We start from the raw sequence: 18263 nt of genomic DNA, 5'->3' as shown, positions 1-18263 counted from the left end.
TGGTCGATCCGCTAGAATATTATATATCTCGTAAAGAATTACAAATGTAGCGCCGGATACGGAACCGTACGTCCGGTGCAATGAGAGGGGCGAGAATTAAACTCCCTCTACTCTATTGTGCTAAACTAGTTATATCAATTAAACATGTTTGGGGGATAAAAATGCAAATTTATTTTGTTCGTCATGGTAAAACTGAATGGAATTTAGCAAGTCGTTTTCAAGGTGGACATGGTGATTCACCACTCTTGCCACAAAGCTTAAAAGATATAAAGAAGTTAGGTGAACATTTAAAAGGAACTAAGTTTAGAGGTATTTTTGCTAGTCCTTTAGATCGTGCCTTTAATACTGCTCAAGGTATTGATAATGCTATGAATGCCAACTTGCCAGTAGTGATTGATGAACGATTACGTGAATTTAACTTAGGTGATATGGAAGGAATGAAATTTGCGGAAGCAGAAAAGAAGTTTCCTGAGCAAATGAACAACTTTTGGCATCATCCGGATAAGTATGATCCCACCGAATTACATGGTGAAGATTATGAACACGTAATTGCTCGTGGCAAGTCTTTTGCTAAAGAAATGGCTGAAAGATTCCCGAATGATGATGATAAAGTATTAGCAGTCAGTCATGGAGCAGCTTTATCAGCAATTATGGGTGGTTTGTTAGGCTATCCTTTAAAAGATATTCGTAAAAATGGCGGTTTAAGCAATACCAGTTTAACAGTACTTGAAACGCTTGATGGTGGTAAGACTTTTAAACCAGTTGTTTGGAACGAAACTAGTTATTTAGGCAGAAAGTTATCAAAGACGGATTCACTGTAATGGATAAAAAAATTGCACAGCTTTATGATAATGGCAAGGTTGATCAGGCGATTCATTTATTAGTTCAAAAAATTGATCAAAAACCACAGAATATTGAAAACTATTTGCAATTATCAACTTATTTAATTGAACAAGGTAGTGTAGATCAGGCACAGCAGCTGTTGGAACAAGCGCAGCACTTAGTTAAAAAGCCGCAAGAGTTAAATTACAATTTAGCTGTTAGCTACTATATGCAGGGTGATTTTGATAAAGCTTTGGCATTATTGGACCAAATTCCTAATGACGATTTGACTTTATATCAGAAGGCATTAACTTATTTAAAATTATGTCAGAGCCAAAAAGCTCTTGCGTATGCTTTAACAATCAAAAAAGTTGATGATAAGGTGCAAGAATTATTAGGGGATATTTGGATGAGCTTAGGCGAAAATGCTCAAGCCCAGCAAGCCTATCTCATGATTCCTAAAGATAGGCGAACAGCTAAGATATATTTCTTGCTTGGTGTTTCTACCATGGAAAAAGATCGAACTCAGGCAGAAGCATATTTTGCAAAAGCGAAAGCAATGGATGAAAAATACTATAAGCGGGCAATGGATCAATATGCTTCAATTATGAAAATGCTGAATGATAAGGAAAAGAAAAAGTAATGAGCGAATTCACCGGTAAAATTAACGGGATTGTTTTTGAAAATGATAAAGATTTATATAAAATCCTCAATGTTGAAATCATTGGTTCACTTGAAAATTATTCACGTAGCGAAATTAAGGTAACTGGTAATTTTGGTGATGTGCAAATTGGTAGTAGCTATCGCTTCGATGGTAAACTGGTTATGCATGAAAAATTCGGTTTACAATTTCGCGCTAATAGCTATAAGCCGATCATGCCTCATGAAGAAGGCTCACTCACTAATTATTTGAGTTCTAATAAATTCCCAGGTATTGGTAAAAAAACAGCGGGTACCATTATTGAAGAATTGGGATTAAATGCTTTAGATGTTTTAAAAGAAAATCCTGCTAAAATCGACACGTTATCTTTAACTAAAAAGCAAAAAGATAGCTTATTGTCGGGTCTAAATTCGATGGATTCTTATTCTGAAATCGTCTTAAAACTAGCTCAATATGGAATAAGGAAACAGGTAGCCGCTAGGATTTACCAATGTTATCATGGAGCAGCTCTAGATAAATTAAAAGAGGATCCTTATGCTGCCGTTAATGAAATTACAGGTTATGCATTTAAAACGGCAGATACCATCGGCAAGCAATTGGAGATACCCAATGATGATCCAAGAAGAATAAATGGGGCCATTTATCAGGTTCTGCTAGACGCTTTGAGTGGTGAAGGCAATACTTATGTTCCACTATCCGATTTACTGACTGGTGCTAAAGAATTATTGCAAATCCCACAATTTGATCCAATTGCGATTTGTGTAAATGAATTGCAGAAAAAGGGCAAAGTAATAGTTGATGGTGAAAATGCTTTTTTACAAAATATTTATCAAACAGAGGTCGATATTGCCCGTTCTATGAAGAGTTTGGTGGAAAGTAGAAAAGCACAGGATGATGAACAGTATAGCGATAAGAAAATTGAACAAGCTATCAAGGATGCGGAGCAAGAATTAAAAATTAAGTATGATGACACACAGAAGCTTGCTATCAAGAATGCTTTGAACAATCCTATTTCAATTTTGACAGGTGGTCCTGGGACAGGTAAAACCACTATTATCAATGGGATATTGCTAGCATTAAGAAAATTGGCAGAAATACCTGCTTCATCGCTATATAGTGAAGATCCACCATTTTTATTAGCAGCGCCAACTGGTAGAGCTGCTAAGAGAATGGGAGAAATAACCGGAATTAGTGCCAAAACGATTCATCGACTTCTAGGGTTAGGCATTGGAGACGCAAATGCTGAAGATCTAAATGAGCTAAATGGTGAAATTTTGATCATCGATGAGATGTCTATGGTCGACATGTTCTTGTTTAAGCAGCTTCTTTCTAGCATTAACCAAACTCGTCATATTGTGTTTGTAGGAGATAAGGATCAGTTACCTTCTGTCGGTGCGGGGAACGTATTTAGCGATTTAATTAAGTCACATGCTTTTCCGACTACAGTTTTAAAGCAAATTCACCGACAAGGGGATGAGTCAACGATTATTACGCTGGCTCACGATGTAAATGAGGGCAGAGACCAACAAGCTTTATTTAAGAAGACTAAGAATTATTCATTTATTAGCTGTAGACCTGAGTTGGTGGGGGATGCAGTAGGACAAATTGTCAAATTAGCTTTAAAACGTGGCTTTGATAAGGATGATGTCCAAGTATTGAGTGCCATGTATCATGGTAGCGGCGGAGTAAACAATTTAAATGATGTTATTCAAGAAATAATGAATCCGCCTAAAGCTAAGAGTAAATTTTTAGAAGTACGCAATGAAATTTTCAGAATTGGTGATCGAATTTTACAATTGCAAAATAATCCTGAAAAAGATATCTATAATGGCCAAATTGGTAAAATAATTAGTATCGATGAAGATAATTCTAAAGAATGCATGGTTGCTAATTTTGATGATCGGGAAGTAAGTTTTGGTAAAAAAGATTTAACTGATTTAACCAGAGCGTATGCGATTACTATTCATAAGTCACAAGGTTCAGAATTTCCATTAGTTATCTTGAATTTGACTATGCAGAACTATGTGATGCTTAAACGAAATTTGCTTTATACGGCGATTACTCGAGCTGAGAAAAATTTGGTTTTAGTAGGAGATCCACGAGCCTTTGCAGCAGCTTTTAATACGCCAGGAAATGATCGAAAAACTGGATTGGCAGATAAAATCTGTGCTCAATTGGGTATTAAAGTTACTGAAACTAGTGAAGAAAAAACAAAAGATGAAGTTGCAGCACCTGAATCTGAAAAACAAGAACCAGAGGATTATATTTTGACGCCTGAAAAGATTTATTCAGGTGAGATAGATCCAATGATTGGAATGGAAAATATTAAATTATAAAAAGAAGCTAAGATAATCATTCATCTGAATGAAAACCTTAGCTTTTTTGCTTATTTCAACAAATTAAAGTGATCTATTTTAAATGTTAATTTAAAATCTTGGGCGTCATAATCTTCACCGTCAATTTGTGCAAACTCTGGCTTTTGAGTTGTAACTTGAATCTCTTTAGCCTCTATATAGTGAAATTGGGGAGCATTTACATGTGATCCATCTTTTAATAATTTGCCAAAAAGATGGATAAATTTGAATAAGTTGGGCTTTTCTACGATCACAGTATCTAAATGATGACTGTAAATGTCAGCTTTGGGTAAAATCGCAATTCCACCACCAAAATATGGATGATTGGTAGTAGTCACGAAATAAGCATCCCCGTAGCGCACAGTTTCATTTGCCGTTTTGATCGTAACCGTAAATGTATTCTGTTTTGCAAGAGCTTTAATAATATTTAAGCCATAAATCAAATTACCAAAATTAACATGATTTAACTTTTTCTTTAGTTTCTCATTATTGCTTTCATGAACAACAAATGCGTCAAAGCCGATTCCAAAATTATTAACAAAATAACCATGCGGCATTTTAGCTATATTTGAAGTAAAGAATCCGCAATCAACGCGTTCCGACTCGGGATCTTGCAATAAATTATTAACTAGTTGCAAAGGATCGTTAGTTAATCCAGCTCCTCGCGCAAAATCATTGCCAGTTCCAGCAGGTAAATATGTTATAGGTGTTTCAGGGAAATTTGATCTTTTAATGCCATTTAAAACCTCATTGAAAGATCCATCACCACCCACAACGATTAAAATATCATTTGGGTTAGGATTTTTATTGGCATAATCTTCAGCCAACTTAATGAGTTCGCCAGGATAATTGCTCTTTTTATGACTAAATGGAATATTTAGATTATTTAATACCTTTTGCAAGGAATGGTCAGCTGCAACAGCATTTCCATTTCCAGCTACTTCATTAACTAATAAATGTACTTTAATTTTTTTATTCATATATCTTATATTCAAAATAAAAGACTCCCGAAGGAGTCTAATTTTTTATTTCTTTTCAATAATAATTGGCAAAATCATTGGTCGCCGTTCAGTCTTAGAGTAAAGGAAATCAGAAAGATTTTCAGAAATTGCCTTCTTGATATCACTTTCTTTAGGCTTGTCTGATTTAGCCATTTCATTTCGAAGAACGTGGTAGACGTGCTTTTGTGCTTGGTTAATCAGTTCAGTTGATTCACGCATGTAGACGAAACCACGACTGAGAATATCAGGACCAGCTAAGACACGTTTATGTTTGTAATCAACAGTTGCTACAGCGACAACCAAACCTTCTTCTGAAAGAATTTGACGATCGTGTACGACAACATTACCAACATCTGCAGTACCCGAAGTATCAACATAAACATCGCCTGCAGGGATTCTACCAGCAATTCTAGCTCCATTTGGCCCAAAACAAACAACTTCACCGTTGGACAACACGAAAGTATTTTCAGCAGGTACACCAGCTTCTTGTGCTAACTGTGTATGAATAACCTGCATTCTGTACTCACCGTGAACTGGAATCATGTACTTAGGCTTAGATAAGCGAACCATCATCTTTAATTCTTCTTGACCACCGTGACCAGAAGTGTGGACGTTGTTAACACGACCATGAATGACATTAGCGCCGCCTTCCATTAATTTGTTAATTAAGTGGTTAACGCTCAATGTGTTTCCTGGAATAGGGTTAGAAGAGAAGATAACTGTATCGCCAGGCTGTAAAGTTATTTGTCTGTGAGTACCATTGGCAATTCTTGAAAGAGCTGCTAATGGTTCACCTTGTGATCCAGTACATAGAATCATAACTTTGTCAGGTGGCAGCTTGTTAATCTCTTCTGCATCAACAATTAAATCCTTTGGAACATTTAAGTATCCTAAATCGATTCCGTTATCTACACCATTTTCCATACTACGTCCAAAAATGGCAACTTTTCTACCTGTATCGATAGCTGCTTGTATAGCTGTAGAAACACGATAAAGGTTAGAGGCAAATGTAGCGAAAATAATTCGCCCATGAATACCAGTAATAATATTATGAAGCGACTGTGCAACGAATCTTTCAGATTTAGTAAATTGACTAACTTCAGCGTTAGTAGAATCTGAAAGAAGGGCAAGTACACCTTCTTTACCTAATTGAGCCATTTTTTGGAAATCTGGTGCAGGTTGATTCATAACAGGAGTTAAGTCAAACTTAAAGTCACCGGTAAAGACAACAGCACCAAGCGGTGTATGAACAGCAATTCCTAAAGTATCAGGAATGGAGTGTGTGGTTCTGAAGAAAGAAACAGATAATTTCTTAAATTTTAAAACCGTATCTTCATGTTCTTCATGCAGTTCGGTAGTCTTCAAAATACCATGTTCTTCCAATTTGCCTCTGATTAATGAGAGGGCAAATGGAGTTGCATAAACAGGAATTTCAGGAATCTTTTCCAATAAAAATGGAATACCACCAATGTGGTCTTCATGTCCGTGACTAACTACAAGAGCCTTAATCTTCTTACGGTTTTTGATTAGGTATGAATAATCTGAAATAACGTAGTTAATACCTAATAAATCGTCTTCGGGGAATTTAATACCACAGTCCATGATGATAATTTCATCCTGATACTGGACACAATACATATTTTTACCGATTTCATGCAAACCCCCGATTGCATAAACGGCTACTTCATTATTTTTAATTCGCACTCTTTATTACTTCTTATCGAACGTAGTTAACTTAAAGTCAGCGTGTTCTTTTTCGTAAGCCAAAGAATTGCCTGTTAATTCTTGGATGAGTTCAATGTTATAGGGGGTGTTGTCCTCAACCGTACTTCTTGCTTCGACCATGTTGTCAGCTTCCATGTAAAGAGTTTGAGTAGTTTCTCTACGTGGGTTGACAATTTTGTCTTTTTGATACAAAACTTTGTAAATCATAAATGATTCTCCTTAATTAATGTATAAACGTTCAATTTAGAGTGAAATTACTCTATAGCTAATAAAAATTTTATCATATTTGTAAAGGTAAGTATATAAATATGTTTAGATCTATATTCATTTGAAAATCATTAAGGAATTCTCTTGATAATTATTGACGTAAAATAACATTAGTTGTACTATGAATTTGTAGTGAATGATGAATAAACTCATTTACTCGCTATAAGAAGTCTCTTCAATCTTCTTAATTCCCAATGTATGAACCACTGGTCCAGTCACCCAGTGGTTTTTATTATATAAAAAGAGCCTGCTTATGCAGACTCTTTTTTTGGTTAAATAACAATTAAGAAATAACCACAGTATCTTCTTTAAGTGCAAATGGATCTTTTTTATTAATTCTGTCATAGAAAAGATGACCATTAAGGTGATCGATTTCATGAGAAGATACAATAGCTGGATAATCTTTCAAGCGAATAGTTTTTTCTTCTCCATCAACAGTGTAGTAATGAATAGTTAACTTGTCTGGACGTGGTACGTAACCATTAATTACTTTGTCAACGCTAAGGCAACCTTCACCTTCGCTAAGGCAAGCTTGACGTACGGATTCAGAAACTATTTCTGGGTTAACGTAAACTTCCTTAAAGATGATTTCACCTTTATCATCAGGAACTAAAAGCGCAGCCATTTGAACGCCTTCGCCAACTTGTGGAGCAGCTAATCCAACACCTGCTCTAAGTTGATGTTTTTCAGCGATCTTTGGATCTTGTGAATTAACTAAATATTCCATCATATCTTCTGCTAATTGCTTGTAGTGGTCGCTAAGCGGAAAAGTTAAAGGCTTAGCAACTTGGCGTAAAACGGGATCGCCGTCACGCACGATATCTTTCATTAAGATCAAAATAATTACTCCTTTTTAAAAAACTTATCTAATATATTTTTACCATATTTTAAGCGATTTTGCTTGATTTTAGATGAAAACAATTAAAAGTTAACTTATTGTTAAGCGTTGACCCGCGTGCAGTTAGGTGGTAAAATTCACTAACGTAACTATACAGATCAAAAATAGAAGCACTTCGATAAGGCGCTACTGCGTTACCGAAACTGTGACAGAGTCACAGTTTTTTTATTGAAGAGTGGGGAGGAATACTTTTGTCAGAAAAAAGAAGAGACGATCTTAGAAATATTGCTATCATTGCCCACGTTGACCACGGTAAAACTACTTTGGTTAACCAATTATTGAAGCAATCTGATACTTTACCAGAACATATGAATCTGGAAGATCGTGCTATGGACTCAAACGCTATTGAACGTGAACGTGGTATTACTATTTTATCTAAGAATACTGCTGTTCGATACAAGGATACTACTATCAACATCTTGGATACACCAGGTCACGCCGACTTTGGTGGGGAAGTTGAACGTGTTATGCACATGGTAGACGGAGCATTACTTTTGGTTGATGCTTATGAAGGTCCAATGCCACAGACTCGTTTTGTTTTGAAGAAGGCTTTGGAAGCCGGTGTAAAGCCAATTGTTGTTTTGAACAAGATTGATCGTCCAGGTGCTCGTCCTAAGAAGGTTTTGGATGATGTGCTTGAACTCTTCATCGAATTAGGTGCTAACGATGAACAGCTTGACTTCCCAGTTGTTTACGCATCAGCATTGAATGGTACTTCATCATATGATGCAGATCCAAGTACTCAAAAAGAAACTATGGATCCTATCTTTGATACCATTATTAAGAATATTCCTGCTCCAATCGACAATTCAGATGAGCCTTTACAATTTCAAATCACAATGCTTGACTGGGATGACTACGTTGGCCGTATTGGTGTTGGTAGAATTTACCGCGGTAAGGTTAAAGTTGGAGACAACATCACTGTTATGAAGCGTGATGGCTCTACTCAAAACTTCCGTGTTACTAAATTATTTGGTTACTTCGGTTTGAAGCGTAACGAAATTAAAGAAGCTAAGGCCGGCGATATCATTGCTATTAGTGGTATTAATGATATTTACGTTGGTGAAACAATTGCTTCAGCAGAACATCCAGAAGCATTGCCACTTCTTAAGATTGATCCACCAACCCTTCAAATGGACTTTGTTGCTAACGACTCACCATTTGCAGGTCGTGAAGGTGACCAAGTAACTCCTAAGAAGCTTGAAGATCGTTTGATCCGTCAAACTCGTACTGATGTTTCATTAAAGGTTGAACCTACTGATCAATTAAACGCATGGACTGTTTCTGGTCGTGGTGAACTTCACCTTTCAATCTTGGTTGAAGAACTTCGTCGTGAAGGCTTCGAATTACAACTTTCACGTCCTAAGGTTATTTACCGTGAAATTGATGGTACTATGTGTGAACCATTCGAGTCTGTTCAAATTGATACTCCAGATGAATACGTTGGTTCAGTTATCGATTCACTTTCACAAAGAAAAGGTGAAATGAAGAACATGGAATCAACTGGTAACGGCCAAACTCGTCTTGAATTCTTAGTTCCATCACGTGGTTTGATTGGTTACAACAATGAATTCATGTCACAAACTGGTGGGTACGGTATCATGAACCACACCTTTGAAGCATACAAGCCAGTTGTTAAGAACTGGAACCCAGGCCGTCGTAATGGTGCTTTGGTATCAATTAACCAAGGTCAATCAACTACTTACTCACTTCAATCAGTTGAGCAACGTGGTGAATTATTCATCGGTGCTGGTGTTGAAGTTTACGAAGGTATGATTGTTGGTCAATCATCACGTGAACGTGATATTGCAGTTAATGTAACTAAGGGTAAGAACTTAACTAACACTCGTGCTGCAGGTAAGGACCACGCAGCTGCAATTAAGACCCCTAGAACTTTGACTCTTGAGGAAGCTATTGAATTCTTGAACGATGATGAATACTGTGAAGTAACTCCAGAATCAATTCGTTTACGTAAGAAGATCTTGAATACTTCAGAGCGTCAAAAGGCTGATAAGAAGCGTGCTCGTGCTAATGGTTAATTTTAGATAACCTTAAAAAGGTCATCACTTAATAGAAGTGGTGGCCTTTTTGTTTTATAATGAAAAAGTATTATTTCATAAAAGGGGCAACGCTCGTGCGTCGAAAATTAAGATACCTTAACTATCGTATATTTATCCCATATCTAATTTTGGTAGTTCTGGGGATAGTTTTGGTCTATTCAGCAAGTTCAGATATTTTATTAGTTAATGGTTTTAAGCCAAGTGTTTATGGTATTAGACAAGCGATTTATGCTTTAGTAGCATTTTTATTTTTTGGTATTCCATTTTTTGCACTAAAAATAAAGGTATTTAAAAGTCCTAAATTTGTGGCGGGCTTTTTAATTATTTGTATTTTAATGCTGTTATGGTTAGTCTTTTTGCGCTTCTTCCATAGTTCGGCAGCGGTTAATGGTGCTGTAGGTTGGATTAATTTAGGTTTTATTAATTTACAGCCACTAGAGGTCACTAAATTAGCTTTAGTTATTTACTTGGCTTATGTTTTAGACCATAGGGATGGTAAATTGGTTAAAGGTAAGATTAAGGATAATTTATCACACCCTGCTATTTTAGCTGCATTTTTAATGTGCTTAGTTATTGTTGAGCCAGACTTAGGTGGTACTGCAATTCTGTTTATGATTACTCTAGTAATGTTTTCAGTATCCGGTATACCAGCTAGATTAGCTTTAACTTGGCTAATCGGTATAGCACTTGTTATTGGCTTGGTGGTTCTTATAATCATTATTTGGAATCCTGAGTTTTTGCAAAAGAGTTACCAATTTCAACGATTAATGTCGTTTTTGCATCCCTTTGAATTAGAAAGAAAAGGTGGAGCTCAGTTAGTTAACTCGTACTATGCCATTCATAATGGTGGCGTATTAGGAGTAGGGCTAGGCAATAGTATGCAAAAAAGAGGCTATTTGCCAGAGCCATATACTGATTTTATTTTGTCAATTACAGCTGAAGAAGTTGGAGTAATTTTAACTATTTTGTTAGTTGGCTTATTATTTTACTTAATGCTGGAAATCATGAATGTGGGAATTCATGCTGTTTCTCAATTTGATGCTCTAATTTGTTTTGGCGTTGCCACAATTATTTTTACTGAAGCATTTTTTAATATCGGAGCTGTATTGGGATTATTACCAATTACCGGGGTAACTTTACCATTTATTTCTTATGGTGGTTCTTCTATGATTGTCTTAACGGCCGCAATTGGGCTAGTTTTAAATGTATCTGCTAATGAAAAAATGCTCAAAGAAAAGGATGAAACAATAGCGTGAGTATCAATCAAGAGATAGAAAATACTCGTTTAACCAAACGAGTAGCACTAATTATTTATCTAAGATCTGTTAGTGATCAATACAAACTGCGTCATTATGGTGACATCGTTTATTTCTCTAAGAATATGAAATACTGTGTTCTGTATGTGAATCGCAAAGAAGCTAAAGAGTTAAAAAATGAAATAGCACAATTAGATTTTGTAAATCACGTAGAAATTTCTCCAGAAGAAAAAGTCAATTTAGATAGCCAACATATTGAGGGGCAGTTGGTTGAAATGGCTAAAGAAGCGGAGAAAAAGTTACAACTTGAACAAGAAAAGAATGAGGATCAAATGCAATGAGAATCATTTCAGGAAAATATGCTAAAAGAAATTTATTTACTTTAAAAAGCAATAAAACTCGGCCTACTAGTGATAAAGTTAAAGAATCGCTTTTTAACTCATTAGGACAATTTTTTAATGGTGGTAATGTTTTAGATTTATATGCTGGTAGCGGTGCTTTAGGAATAGAATCCGTGTCAAGAGGATACGACCATGCCAGTTTGGTGGATATAAATCATGCCGCCTGTTCTATTATTAAAAAGAATGTAGCTTTAACTAAAGAAGAAAATCGTTTTAGCGTTTATAATATGCGCAGCAATGCTGCATTAAAATTGTTTGCAGAAAATCAAGAGAAATTTGATTTAGTATTTTTGGATCCACCATATGCTAAAGAAAAAATTGCTAAAGATATGTTGCAAATGGATAAGTTGGGATTGTTGAATGCAAATGCAACTGTGGTAGCAGAGACTGATGATCACACTGAATTGGGTGATATCAGTGGCTTTTCCTTAATTAAGGAACACCATTTGGGTAAAACGATTGTGAGAATTTATCGAAAGGATTAGAAATGACTATTGCACTTTTTCCAGGGAGTTTTGATCCTATCACAAATGGACATATTGAAACGGCAAAAAAAGCAGCTCAAATTTTTGAAAAAGTTTATTTAGTAGCAATGACTAATACTTCTAAGCATTATCTGTTTTCTCCAGCAGAAAGAGCTGATTTTGCGAGGGATGCATTAAAAGATATTGCTAACATCGAAGTTTTAGAAAAGCCAGATGAGATTACAGTTGATTTGGCTCATGAATTAAAAGCTAAGGCAATAGTACGTGGAGTCCGTAATAGTGCTGATTTTCGATATGAACAAGAAATTGCGGGAATTAATAAACGCTTGGCTCCGGATATTAACACAGTTTTATTGTTTAGCAGTCCAGAAAATTCGTTTGTAGCTTCCAGCATGATCAAGGAATTGGCTAGATTTGACAAAGACGTTAGTCAATTTTTACCTGAAAAAGCTGCTAAGGCTTTAAGAAAGAAATTAAACAATGAATACGCAGAATAAGAAGCATCAATTACGAAATTGGCTGCTTGCACTTATTGCTATTTTAGTTGTTGGTATATTAATATTTTGGCCAACGGATTATTTTATTGAATCTCCGGGTGAAGCGGTTCCGGTGAGTCAGTTTATTAAATCCAAAAATAAAAAGCCGGATAATTTTTACTTAGTCACCGTTAGCGTAACTAGTAGGCCGGCATCTATTTTGCAATACTTGTGGAGTTACACTAAGCCGTATGATGAACGAGTTCCTAGCAAGGAATTACTCGGTGGTCAGACTAGTGTGCAATATAATGAGTTGCAAGATTGGTATATGGAAACTAGTCAACAAAATGCGATTTATTATGCAGCTAAAAAGGCCGGTAAAAAGCATAGTTTGCAGTATTTAGGCGTTTATGTAATGGAAGTTCAAAAGAATTCTAGCTTTAAGCATAAACTCAGAATCGGAGATACTGTTTTAGGTGCAAATGGTCATCGTTTTCATTCAACAGAAGAAATGATGACATATTTACGTAAGCAAAAAATTGGTTCCAAAATAACTATTTCAGTTTTAAGAGAAAAACAAACGAAGAAGATCAGCGGTAAAGTTGTTAAAGTTAAGGGAACCAATAAACCGGGAATTGGTATTCAGCTAGTTGAACATGTTGAAGTTAAAACTAAGCCTAAACTAGCAATTAATGCTGGCGAAATCGGTGGTCCATCTGCTGGTTTAATGTTTACTTTGGAAAGTTACGAAGTATTCAGCAAGCAAAATCTTAGTCATGGACATAAAATTGCCGGTACAGGCACAATTTCACCAACAGGTAAGGTCGGCATTATCGGTGGGGTCGATAAAAAGGTAGTAGCAGCCAGCCGAGAAGGAGCAGAAGTCTTCTTTGCCCCAACTGATTCATCAAGCGTGAAAAAGAGTGAAACTAATTATGCTGTAGCTAAAAGAACCGCTAAAAAAATCCATACAAAGATGAAAATAGTTCCAGTAGATACTTTTGATGATGCTCTGAACTATTTGAAATCACATTACTAAAAATTTTTGCAAAAAAATTAAAGTCCAGAAAAAATTCTGGGCTTTTTTTGCGTATTAAATAGTAGAGGTGAAATTTTATGGATTTTGAAAAAATTAAAGAATTTGTGTTGGAAAAGAAATTATATTTCATTGTAGCGGTTGTATTGCTACTAGGTGGACTATGGCTTAAAAAAGGAGATGGGGCAGAGGGGCCCTCATTTGATAATAATCAGAAAGTAAGTCAGTCCAGTAATATGAGCTCAAATGATAATTCTGCGGCTAATGCTAGTTCAGCAAGCAACGCGTCTAATGTTGCTTCTTCTGAGTCTAAAACAGTAACTTGCGATATTTCAGGTGCCGTTAAGCATCAGGGAGTTTATACGTTAAAAAATGGGGCTAGATTGCAAGAGTTAATTGAAGCCGCTGGTGGAACTACGGATAAAGCGCAATTAAAGACGATTAATCGGGCTATTTTATTAAAGGATCAAGACAAGATTCATATTCCGTATAAAGGCGAAAAAGTAGATAGTGCATTAACTGCTGGTACGGGCAATAATTCAGCTTCAGCGGCTGCTAATAGCTCCTCTGAAAATCAAGGAAGTGGGGAAAAGGTTAATTTAAATACAGCAGATGTAGCTGGCTTACAGAAATTAACGGGAATAGGAGAAAAGAAAGCAGAGCAAATTATTGCCTACCGTGAACAAAATGGCTCATTTAAAAAAGTGGAGGATTTAATGCAGGTATCAGGAATAGGAGAGAAGACTTTTGCCAGTCTCAAGGATCAACTCACTGTTTAAAAATGATGTTGGATTTTATTTATTAACAGCTTTATTATTGATTGCAATCTCTTTTTTAGCATTTATTTGTGACTCATTCAGTCAAAAAATAGTTTGCATTTCTGCTGCTGGTTATTTTTCCTTTTTATTGTTAAAAAAATATGCAGCTAGTCTGAAATTGGTTTTAGTACTAGTCACTCTATTTATTGGTTCGATTATTTTGAATAAAAAAGAAGTGCATTTTGAATTATCTGAGCAAAGTCAAATACAGATTTATCCCGATCAAGTTCGTGTTAAAGATAATTATTTAACGGGCGTAGGTCATTTTAAGCAGGGGAAAATCTTAATAAGTGGCAAAGTACCAACTGAACAAGAAAATAATTTAAAGCAAGGACTGCCATTGATAGTTAGCCAGATTAAAGGTGAATGCGGAATTATTGAACCTGCAACTAATATTGGCGAATTTGATTATCAAACTTATTACGCGGCAAAAGGAATCACTCAAAAGATAAAATATTTTAGCTGCGAGATGAAGGCTGTCAAATCAAATGGCGTAATTACTGGTTTGCATAAATTGCGCTTTAATTTGCAAAAATATTTTCAAAAAATGCCACAATTATTAGGCTTTTTTGCCAGTGAATTACTTTTAGGTGAAAATAATGCGCAAGAAAATCAAGAAATTCTGAATAATTATCGTGATTTGGGAGTTATTCACTTATTAAGCATTTCTGGTTTGCACGTTGGATTATACGTCTTAATAATTAGTACAATCTGTTTTTACTTAAAAATGACAGATGAAGAAGCATTTATTTGTTGTTGCGCAGTGCTATTGTTGGGCATCTTTTTAAGCTATGGGCAAGCGGGATTTGTTAGGGCCAGCTTAACGTACTTTCTAGGTAAAATTTGCAAATTCAAAGGATATCGAGTAGCGGCAATTGATATATTGGGCTTAGCTTGCATTTTGCATATTATGATTGTGCCACGTCTGTTTATGATGGCTGGAGCAATTTTGAGTTATTTGTTGGCTTTAGGCCTACAGCTGACAAATAAATTTGGCAAAATGCAACAATCGATTTTATTGAATGTGCTATTAACGCCATTATTACTGTTTTATTTTTACCAGGTTAATTTCCTGACTGTTTTATTTAATTTGATGGTGGTCCCTTATTTTAATTGGGGTGTTATGCCTGTAACGTTTACCAATATCGTATTATTTAGCTTTACTAAAAAATTGGCTCCATTATTTGAACAGATTTTGGAATTGGGTGAAAAAGCAATTGGTAGTTTATCTAATACCCAATTAGGGTTATTAACATTTGGCAAAATAAATTGGTGGCAGTGTTTAATTTTAATATTGATAACAATGTTGCTGATAATTGCTTTAAGAGAACGTCCGGAATGGAAATTTAATAAAAAAGAATTAAGCATGGTTTTAATTAGCACTTATCTAATATTTTTCGGCATGATACATTTTCCGTTGCGAGGACAAGTAACCTTGATTGATGTAGGACAAGGAGATAGTATTTTGATTACTACTCCGTTTCTGCGCAAGGCATATATGATTGACACAGGGGGAAAGCTGAATTTTTCGGGTAAAAAAGTAACACCCCAAGTCAATCGTATTACTATTCCTTTTCTAAAAAGTTTGGGGATTAGTACACTTGATGGAGTATTTGTTTCGCATCAGGATGCAGACCATGTTGGTGATTTAGGGCCGCTACTTGAGCAAGTTCATGTGAAAAGAATTTTTATGGCTAAAGGTTTGATTAATAATCCTTCTTTTCAAAAAAGATTAAATGGTCGAATTAAACATACTAAATTAGTTGAACTACTGGCAGGGATGCAAGTAAAAGAGCCTAAAATTACGTTTAATGTGGTTTATCCGTACCAACCTGGAGAAGGAAAGAATGAGGATTCTTTGAGTTTATTCTTTAGAGTCGCCAATAAGAATTGGCTTTTTACAGGAGATTTAGGCCAGGAAGGAGAAAAAGAGATTATGCAGAAATCCAATTTATCTGTTGATTATTTCAAATTGGGACATCATGGCAGTAAAACCTCATCCAATCCGGATTTTCTACGAGTGATTCATCCGCAAAAAGTTTTTATTTCAGCAGGACGAAAGAACCGTTTTGGTCACCCACATCAAGAGACGCTAACCACGCTTAGTGAACAACAGATACCATGGGTTTCAACCCAAGACTGTGGTATGATTAGCTGGTATTATGGTGGAATGCAAAAATCAGAATTTAATTACTTTTTGAAGCGGGGTAAAAAATGACCTTACTTTCTTTATTTAAAAATACGAATAATAATAACCCCCATACTTTGATTTGGGGTGGAGATGATTTTCTTAATGATTATCTAGCTAATTCATATATTAAAGAAGATCAATTTAAGGACTTAGAGCATGTCAGTGTAGATTGTGAAAATGATGGTTTGGATGAATTAATTGCTAGTTTGACAGAATCAAGTTTATTTAGTGAAAATAAATTAATCCTTATAAAGAATCCATTTTTCTTAACGGCAAAGGTACCAAAAAAGCTAAAGAAACAGATGGATGATTTACAGAAAATTTTTGATAATCTAAATGAATTAGAAGATGTAGTGGTAATTGTTGCTTCATATGATAAACTTGATCGTCGTAAAAAGCTGACTAAGACGGTCTTAAAGCAGTTTAATGTGGTTGAGCCAACTATTCGTTCTTATGAAGTAGGGGCAGTAGTAAAATCGCTTATTAAAGCTGAAGGATATACTATTACGCAATCTGCTTTGCAACTATTAATTGAACGCAGCGATCAAGTTATTGATACTATTTTAAGTAATTATCAGAAATTAAAGATGGCAGCTAGTGATAATAAGATCACTGAAAAATCCGTTATGCAGAACGTGGATTTATCATTAGCGCAAAATATTTTTGCTATTTTAGAGGCCGCATTAAATAAAAATTATCAAGAAGCCATAGAGCGTCTTGATAATCAATTAAGAGAAGGTACAAATCCGATTCAACTGCTAGCAGTTTTTGAAAACCAATTAGAATTAATATTAGTGGTAAAAATTCTAGCTAAAAGGGGTAGAAGCGAAGTACAAATTGTGAAAGAACTCGGCGTCCATCCCTATAGAGTAAAATTGGCTTTAAAAAATAAGTTAAATGTGTCTAAATTAGAGCAGTTATTGCAAAAAGCAATTCAACTGGAGTTTAATTACAAAAATGGAACATATCATGAAGACAATTTCTTAAAGTTGTTTGTATTATCTGTTTAAAGCAAAAAAAGAGAGAAGAAATCAAATTTCTTCTCTCTTTTTGATTAGTAATAAGTAAAATTACTTGTTTGCTAATTTAGTTAAACGACTCTTGTCACGAGCAGCCTTGTTCTTGTGGATTAAGCCCTTTGAAGCAGCCTTGTCCAAAGCGCGAACAGCTTCTAAATGCAATTTGGAGACGTCTTCTTTACTATCACTTTCAACAGCGTTCTTGAACTTCTTAACAGCAGTTCTTAACTTGCTCAATTCAGAAGCGTTGCGTTTGTTAGTAGCGTTTTGCGTCTTAACACGTTTGATAGCTGATTTGATTTGTGGCATGAAATTCACCTCCAATGATTTAGAAATTTACTTCATCCATTATACTTAAGAACCACTTGGGATGCAAGATAATTTGAGCTTGCTTTTTTAAAAAATATTGTGTAATATAGTTCAAGTGAACCGTTAACGCTGTTTACCCGCTCACACCGACGGTAAACGTTGTTAATGGCAATTATTTATGAAAGGTGAAATTTTTATGGCAATTTCAAAAACTGAAAAAGACAACATTATTAAAGAATACGCAACTCACGAAGGCGACACTGGTTCTGTAGAAGTTCAAGTTGCTCTTTTAACTGCAGACATCAACAACTTGACTGACCACATGAAGAGCCACAAGCACGACCACCACTCATACGTTGGTTTGCTTAAGAAGATCGGTCACCGTCGTAACTTGCTTCGTTACTTAGAAAACAACGACATTAACCGTTACCGTGAATTGATCAAGAAGCTAGGTCTTCGTCGTTAATTTCTTAATCATAACGAA

General features: G+C 35.4%; 18 protein-coding genes. 13 read left to right on the top strand and 5 right to left on the bottom strand.

What is annotated here, in order from left to right:
- Positions 1–161: 161 nt before the first annotated feature.
- From B5E95_RS04065 to recD2, 3 genes are read left to right on the top strand one after another with little or no spacing between them, the layout of a single operon-like run.
- Positions 162–821: a histidine phosphatase family protein gene (locus B5E95_RS04065; protein WP_025005037.1), complete on the top strand. Its 660-nt coding sequence runs from the start codon at positions 162–164 to the stop codon at positions 819–821.
- Positions 821–1465 (top strand): tetratricopeptide repeat protein, encoded by a 645-nt coding sequence (locus tag B5E95_RS04060; RefSeq protein WP_087235632.1) that lies wholly within the window; start codon positions 821–823, stop codon positions 1463–1465. Before B5E95_RS04065 ends, B5E95_RS04060 begins: the two co-directional genes overlap by 1 nt.
- On the top strand, positions 1465–3819 hold the full coding sequence (recD2, locus tag B5E95_RS04055) for an SF1B family DNA helicase RecD2 (RefSeq protein WP_087235631.1): 2355 nt from the start codon (positions 1465–1467) through the stop codon (positions 3817–3819). The genes B5E95_RS04060 and recD2 overlap by 1 nt, the downstream gene beginning before the upstream one ends.
- 50 nt (positions 3820–3869) lie before the next feature.
- On the opposite strand, the gene B5E95_RS04050 is transcribed toward recD2, so the two are convergent.
- The 4 genes from B5E95_RS04050 to def all read right to left on the bottom strand — a co-directional run bounded on the left by B5E95_RS04050 (position 3870) and on the right by def (position 7668).
- The gene (locus B5E95_RS04050; RefSeq protein ID WP_087235630.1) at positions 3870–4817 is read right to left on the bottom strand and encodes a diacylglycerol/lipid kinase family protein; all 948 of its coding nucleotides are present in this window, start codon (positions 4815–4817) and stop codon (positions 3870–3872) included.
- 45 nt (positions 4818–4862) lie between these two features.
- The gene (gene rnjA / locus B5E95_RS04045; protein WP_087175802.1) at positions 4863–6542 is read right to left on the bottom strand and encodes a ribonuclease J1; all 1680 of its coding nucleotides are present in this window, start codon (positions 6540–6542) and stop codon (positions 4863–4865) included.
- 6 nt (positions 6543–6548) lie between these two features.
- On the bottom strand, positions 6549–6770 hold the full coding sequence (locus tag B5E95_RS04040; RefSeq protein ID WP_025005032.1) for a DNA-dependent RNA polymerase subunit epsilon: 222 nt from the start codon (positions 6768–6770) through the stop codon (positions 6549–6551).
- Between the two features lie 343 nt (positions 6771–7113).
- Positions 7114–7668 (bottom strand): peptide deformylase, encoded by a 555-nt coding sequence (gene def, locus B5E95_RS04030; protein ID WP_025005031.1) that lies wholly within the window; start codon positions 7666–7668, stop codon positions 7114–7116.
- A 251-nt stretch (positions 7669–7919) separates the two neighbouring features.
- On the opposite strand from def, the gene typA reads away from it, so the two are divergent.
- From typA to holA, 9 genes are all read left to right on the top strand, one after another.
- Entirely contained in the window at positions 7920–9767 is a 1848-nt protein-coding gene (gene typA / locus B5E95_RS04025) for a translational GTPase TypA (RefSeq protein WP_025005030.1), read from the top strand.
- Between the two features lie 95 nt (positions 9768–9862).
- Complete coding sequence (locus B5E95_RS04020) at positions 9863–11044, top strand: FtsW/RodA/SpoVE family cell cycle protein (protein WP_087175803.1); 1182 nt, start codon at positions 9863–9865, stop codon at positions 11042–11044.
- On the top strand, positions 11041–11385 hold the full coding sequence (locus B5E95_RS04015) for a DUF2129 domain-containing protein (protein WP_025005028.1): 345 nt from the start codon (positions 11041–11043) through the stop codon (positions 11383–11385). Before B5E95_RS04020 ends, B5E95_RS04015 begins: the two co-directional genes overlap by 4 nt.
- Entirely contained in the window at positions 11382–11930 is a 549-nt protein-coding gene (rsmD, locus tag B5E95_RS04010) for a 16S rRNA (guanine(966)-N(2))-methyltransferase RsmD (protein ID WP_025005027.1), read from the top strand. Before B5E95_RS04015 ends, rsmD begins: the two co-directional genes overlap by 4 nt.
- A gap of 2 nt (positions 11931–11932) precedes the next feature.
- Positions 11933–12427 (top strand): pantetheine-phosphate adenylyltransferase, encoded by a 495-nt coding sequence (gene coaD, locus B5E95_RS04005; RefSeq protein ID WP_025005026.1) that lies wholly within the window; start codon positions 11933–11935, stop codon positions 12425–12427.
- On the top strand, positions 12411–13445 hold the full coding sequence (locus B5E95_RS04000; RefSeq protein ID WP_025005025.1) for a SepM family pheromone-processing serine protease: 1035 nt from the start codon (positions 12411–12413) through the stop codon (positions 13443–13445). Before coaD ends, B5E95_RS04000 begins: the two co-directional genes overlap by 17 nt.
- A 77-nt stretch (positions 13446–13522) precedes the next feature.
- Positions 13523–14221, top strand: a complete 699-nt coding sequence (locus B5E95_RS03995; RefSeq protein ID WP_087235629.1) for a helix-hairpin-helix domain-containing protein — start codon at positions 13523–13525, stop codon at positions 14219–14221.
- Positions 14190–16478 carry a DNA internalization-related competence protein ComEC/Rec2 gene (locus B5E95_RS03990; protein ID WP_087235628.1) on the top strand — a complete coding sequence of 763 codons (2289 nt, stop codon included), beginning with the start codon at positions 14190–14192 and terminating at the stop codon, positions 16476–16478. The genes B5E95_RS03995 and B5E95_RS03990 overlap by 32 nt, the downstream gene beginning before the upstream one ends.
- Positions 16475–17461, top strand: coding sequence for a DNA polymerase III subunit delta (holA, locus tag B5E95_RS03985; protein ID WP_087175808.1), 987 nt, complete (start codon positions 16475–16477; stop codon positions 17459–17461). Before B5E95_RS03990 ends, holA begins: the two co-directional genes overlap by 4 nt.
- Positions 17462–17521: 60 nt before the next feature.
- On the opposite strand, the gene rpsT is transcribed toward holA, so the two are convergent.
- Entirely contained in the window at positions 17522–17779 is a 258-nt protein-coding gene (rpsT, locus tag B5E95_RS03980) for a 30S ribosomal protein S20 (protein ID WP_014919008.1), read from the bottom strand.
- 196 nt (positions 17780–17975) lie between these two features.
- Here rpsT and rpsO point away from each other — a divergent pair, with 196 nt between their 5' ends.
- Entirely contained in the window at positions 17976–18245 is a 270-nt protein-coding gene (rpsO, locus tag B5E95_RS03975) for a 30S ribosomal protein S15 (protein WP_003628079.1), read from the top strand.
- Positions 18246–18263: the final 18 nt, after the last annotated feature.

The organism is Lactobacillus gallinarum (assembly GCF_002160635.1).
GTDB lineage: Bacteria > Bacillota > Bacilli > Lactobacillales > Lactobacillaceae > Lactobacillus > Lactobacillus gallinarum.
The sequence above is the reverse complement of the archived record's forward strand: the minus strand, read 5'-3'. Positions and strand labels throughout refer to the sequence as shown.

Bases quoted from the DNA above. Each gene is read 5' to 3' on its own strand.
- B5E95_RS04060 (WP_087235632.1), top strand. From the start codon at position 821: ATGGATAAAAAAATTGCACAGCTTTATGATAATGGCAAGGTTGATCAG.
- holA (WP_087175808.1), top strand. From the start codon at position 16,475: ATGACCTTACTTTCTTTATTTAAAAATACGAATAATAATAACCCCCAT.
- rpsT (WP_014919008.1), bottom strand. From the start codon at position 17,779: ATGCCACAAATCAAATCAGCTATCAAACGTGTTAAGACGCAAAACGCT.
- recD2 (WP_087235631.1), top strand. From the start codon at position 1,465: ATGAGCGAATTCACCGGTAAAATTAACGGGATTGTTTTTGAAAATGAT.
- rsmD (WP_025005027.1), top strand. From the start codon at position 11,382: ATGAGAATCATTTCAGGAAAATATGCTAAAAGAAATTTATTTACTTTA.
- coaD (WP_025005026.1), top strand. From the start codon at position 11,933: ATGACTATTGCACTTTTTCCAGGGAGTTTTGATCCTATCACAAATGGA.
- B5E95_RS04050 (WP_087235630.1), bottom strand. From the start codon at position 4,817: ATGAATAAAAAAATTAAAGTACATTTATTAGTTAATGAAGTAGCTGGA.
- B5E95_RS04040 (WP_025005032.1), bottom strand. From the start codon at position 6,770: ATGATTTACAAAGTTTTGTATCAAAAAGACAAAATTGTCAACCCACGT.
- B5E95_RS04000 (WP_025005025.1), top strand. From the start codon at position 12,411: ATGAATACGCAGAATAAGAAGCATCAATTACGAAATTGGCTGCTTGCA.
- B5E95_RS03995 (WP_087235629.1), top strand. From the start codon at position 13,523: ATGGATTTTGAAAAAATTAAAGAATTTGTGTTGGAAAAGAAATTATAT.
- B5E95_RS04065 (WP_025005037.1), top strand. From the start codon at position 162: ATGCAAATTTATTTTGTTCGTCATGGTAAAACTGAATGGAATTTAGCA.
- rpsO (WP_003628079.1), top strand. From the start codon at position 17,976: ATGGCAATTTCAAAAACTGAAAAAGACAACATTATTAAAGAATACGCA.